This window comes from Promineifilum sp. (SeqCode) (assembly GCF_041918635.1).
Taxonomy (GTDB): domain Bacteria; phylum Chloroflexota; class Anaerolineae; order Promineifilales; family Promineifilaceae; genus Promineifilum.
Map to the genome: position 1 here is coordinate 1 of NZ_JAYRVJ010000609.1, position 3,419 is coordinate 3,419.

Below are 3,419 nucleotides of genomic sequence, written 5' to 3' on the forward strand. Positions count from 1 at the left end.
GTGGGAATTTTGTCTCGAGGTACACTGCCTTGCCTTGCGGCTACTACATCCCCTCTTACGTATCCTAATTCCCAAGGAAAAATAAGTGGCTCAACGCTAGATACACTCTCGCGCACAGCAGGGTGAGCAGATACTAGCATACTCCCGAAAAGCAGGCAATAGGACTTTCGTGTGATCTTTTGGTAGTGGTTAGTGGCTAGTGATCGGTGGTCAGTGACCCCCGACCACTGATCACTGTCCCCGCTGCACCAATATCAACTCCGCCAGATTCCGCCCGATGACCTGCCGCGCCCCGTCCACCTCGATGGTCAGCGGGCCGAGAAAGGGGCCGACAATCAGGACGCTCACCACCGCGCCCGGAACCAGGCCCAGACTCGCCAGATAACGCAACAGCTCACTGTTGGAATCATCGGGGACGCGAGCCACGCGGGCGTGCTCGCCGGCCGGCACGTCCGATAGCGCCGTGGTGTCCATGACGGCCATGGTGCCGTCGGGGGCGGGGATCGGGTCGCCGTGCGGGTCGAAGGATGGATTGTTGAGCGCCGCGGCGATGCGCTCTTCCAGCTTCTCGCTGATGACGTGCTCCAGGATGTCGGCCTGCTCATGCACCTCATCCCAGCGAAAGCCCAGCGCCTCCATCAGGTACAATTCCAGCAGCCGGTGGTGGCGAATGACCTCCAGCGCCAGCTTCTCCCCTGTCTCGGTCAACGTCACGCCGTAGTGCTTCTCGTAGTTGACCAGATTGAGCTTGGCCAGACGCTGGATCATACTGGTGGCCGAGGCGGGCTTGACCGACCGGGCCACCGCCACGCGCGAGGTCGAGACGGGGCTTTCCTCCTGCGCCAGGCTGTAGATGGTCTTCACGTAATCCTCAATGGCCTGGTGGCTGAGGTTGTCGCGCTGTTGCGATTGGCCGCGGTCAAGGGCGTCGATCTTGGGCATAGTCTAGAACTCCCGTAAGAGCTGGACGTGGCCGCGCAGGCTCTCCCCCATCTCGTCCAGGGCGATGCTCTCGCCGGCGGTGTGGGCGGCGTACCACTCGCCCGGCGCGTAGCCGACGACGGTCAGGCCATAGGGGGCAAAGTGGCGGCCGTCGGTAGCGAAATGGTAGTGCCCTAGCTCCGCCGCGCGCCCCATCCCCCGGCCAATGGCCGTCGCGGCGCGCGCCACCAGCGGGCTATCGGGCGGCGTGTAGAAGCCGCACAGTACATCGTCGGAACTCGTCAGTGGCGAGGGCGTCAGGCCGTCGGCGTAGGCCAGCGCGTGCGGGGCGTCGCCGGCCAGCCGGTCGATGAAGGCGCACAGACTGTTGACGCTCTCGGCCGCCGTGCGAAAGTCGAGCAGGACGCGCGTCCAGGCTGGCGTCACGTTGCCGCTGGTCGTGTCCACCTGGATGATGGTCGGCGCGACGGACGTAGGGCCGAGCACCGGATGGGCGCGCAATTGCCCCTGGGCCGCCTCCAGCCGCGTCAGAAAAGCGGCCAGGGCGTAGTTGGGGTTAACCGCCCGCTCCGGCGCGCTGGCATGTCCGGAGCGCCCGTGAAAGGTCAACCAGAACTCGACGATGCCGCGGTGGCCCAGCGCCAGGATGTTGCCCGATGGCTCGCCCAGCACGACCAGCTCGACCGGGTAGTCGAGGTGTTCGACCCAGTAGAGCGCCCCCGCCCCGCCGATCTCCTCCTGCACCACGCCGCAAAAGACCACGTCGCGTTGCGGCCGCTCGCCGGCCCGCAGCAGCGCCGCCGCGCTATAGACCTGCACTGCCAGCGGCCCCTTGATGTCAACCGCGCCCCGGCCGATGAGCCGTCCGTCGCGAATCTCGGCGGCGAAGGGGGGCGCGGGCCACAGCGCCGGATCGCCCGGATCGACGTGGTCGAGGTGGGTGTTGAGGACGAGCGCTGGCAGGCTCCGGTCGCGGCCGTAGACGCGGCCGTAGATGTTGCCGGCGGGGTCGGCCCAGACCTCATCATAGCCCAGGTCGCGCAACTCGGCGGCGACGAGCGCGGCCAGAGCCATCTCCTCGCCGCTCATGCTCGGCATGCGGATAAGCCGTTGGGCGAACGACACGCAATCGGCCAATAGCGAGTTCCAGTCCACAACGCTCCTGATCGGGTAGAGACGTTCCGGCGGAACGTCTCTACAAACCGCCGCTTTCGACCAGCCGGGCGATGGCGATGGTGTTGAGCACCGCCTTGGGCACGAACGATGAGGCCAGGGCGTATTCCTGATCCTTGCTGCCGTCGTCGCTGCGCTCGGCCGAGTGTTCGTGCGCCCCGGCCGGGCCTAGCCCGTCTATCGTCGGCACGCGATCCCACAGCCAGTTGCCGTCGCTCAGGCCGCCCGTGGCGCGCGGCGCGATGGTCGCGCCCAGCTCGGTCGCAACGCCTTGCCAGACGGCCAGCAGCCCTTCGGTTGCGGCGTTGGCCGGCCACGGCTCCCAGCGCCCATCCAGCGACACCTGGACGGCGCAGGGGTAGCCGTCGGCGGCGCTGCGCACGCTGCAATAGTCGTTGAAGGCCAACATCCGCGCCACCCCCTCGTCGAACACCGCCGGGTCGAAGGCGCGCATCTCCACGCTGGCGCTGGCCTGGTGGGGCACGCGGTTCACCAGCGTGCCGCCGACGATGGTGCCGACGTTGAACGTCAGGTCGCGCTCATAGTCGGTGAAGTCGGCTATCTGGCTGACGATGTCGGCCAGTTGGACGATGGCGTTGGCCCCCTGGTGGTGGGTCGCGCCGGCGTGGGCGCTGCGGCCGGCGACGGTAATATGGTAGCGGGCCATGCCCTTGCGAGCGGTGACCAACTGGTAGTGGCCGTCGTCCACGTCGCCGCTTTCGAACACCAGCGCTGCCAGCGCGCCGGCCAGCCGTTCCCGGCACAGCGCGCCGAAGTCGGGGGCCAGCACCTCTTCGGCGGCGTTCAGCAGCACGCGCCAGGTGACGCCGTTGAACACGTCCGGGAAGAAGTGACGCAGGCCATCGAGAACCATGTAGATGAGAACTGTCCCGCCCTTGATGTCGGCCGTGCCGGGGCCGTAGATGCGGTCGCCGGCGATGCGGAAGTGGAAGTCGTTGGCCTGCTCCTCAGTGGCCGAGTAGACCGTGTCGAGATGGGAAATGAGGCCCAGCGCTGGGGCGGGTTGGCCGTTGGTCGCGCCCCCCTCGCGGGTCAGCACGAGGTGACGGCCATAGGAGAAGCCGCCGGACGGCACAAACTCGCTCTGGAAGCCCAGAGGGGCGAAGAGGTCGGCCGTCAGTTGGCCCAGCCGGTTGACGCCGCGCTGGTTCATGGTGAAACTGTTGACCGCCACCATCTGGTGCAGCAGGTCGAGGTAAACGTGCAAGTTGTGCTGTAAGTAGGACTGGAGTTCGGGAACGGGAGCGACGGGCTTCATGGAGTAGTTATAGCACCGGCTGAAC

At 66.7% G+C, this 3,419-nt stretch carries 3 protein-coding genes; all 3 read right to left on the reverse strand.

Annotated elements, in window-relative coordinates; translation table 11 throughout:
- Positions 1–231: 231 nt before the first annotated feature.
- Positions 232–942, reverse strand: a complete 711-nt coding sequence (locus ACE3UY_RS18130) for a DtxR family transcriptional regulator (RefSeq protein ID WP_374688892.1) — start codon at positions 940–942, stop codon at positions 232–234.
- 3 nt (positions 943–945) lie between these two features.
- A complete protein-coding gene (locus ACE3UY_RS18135; protein WP_374688893.1) occupies positions 946–2,097 on the reverse strand; it encodes a M20 family metallopeptidase in 1,152 nt (383 codons plus the stop codon).
- Positions 2,098–2,137: 40 nt separating this feature from the next.
- Positions 2,138–3,419 (reverse strand): M20/M25/M40 family metallo-hydrolase (locus tag ACE3UY_RS18140; RefSeq protein WP_374688894.1); only part of this gene is annotated, 1,282 nt, incomplete at its 5' end.

What these genes read in the sequence shown, in the direction of transcription:
- ACE3UY_RS18130 (WP_374688892.1), bottom strand. Translation starts at nt 942, where the DNA reads ATGCCCAAGATCGACGCCCTTGACCGCGGCCAATCGCAACAGCGCGAC.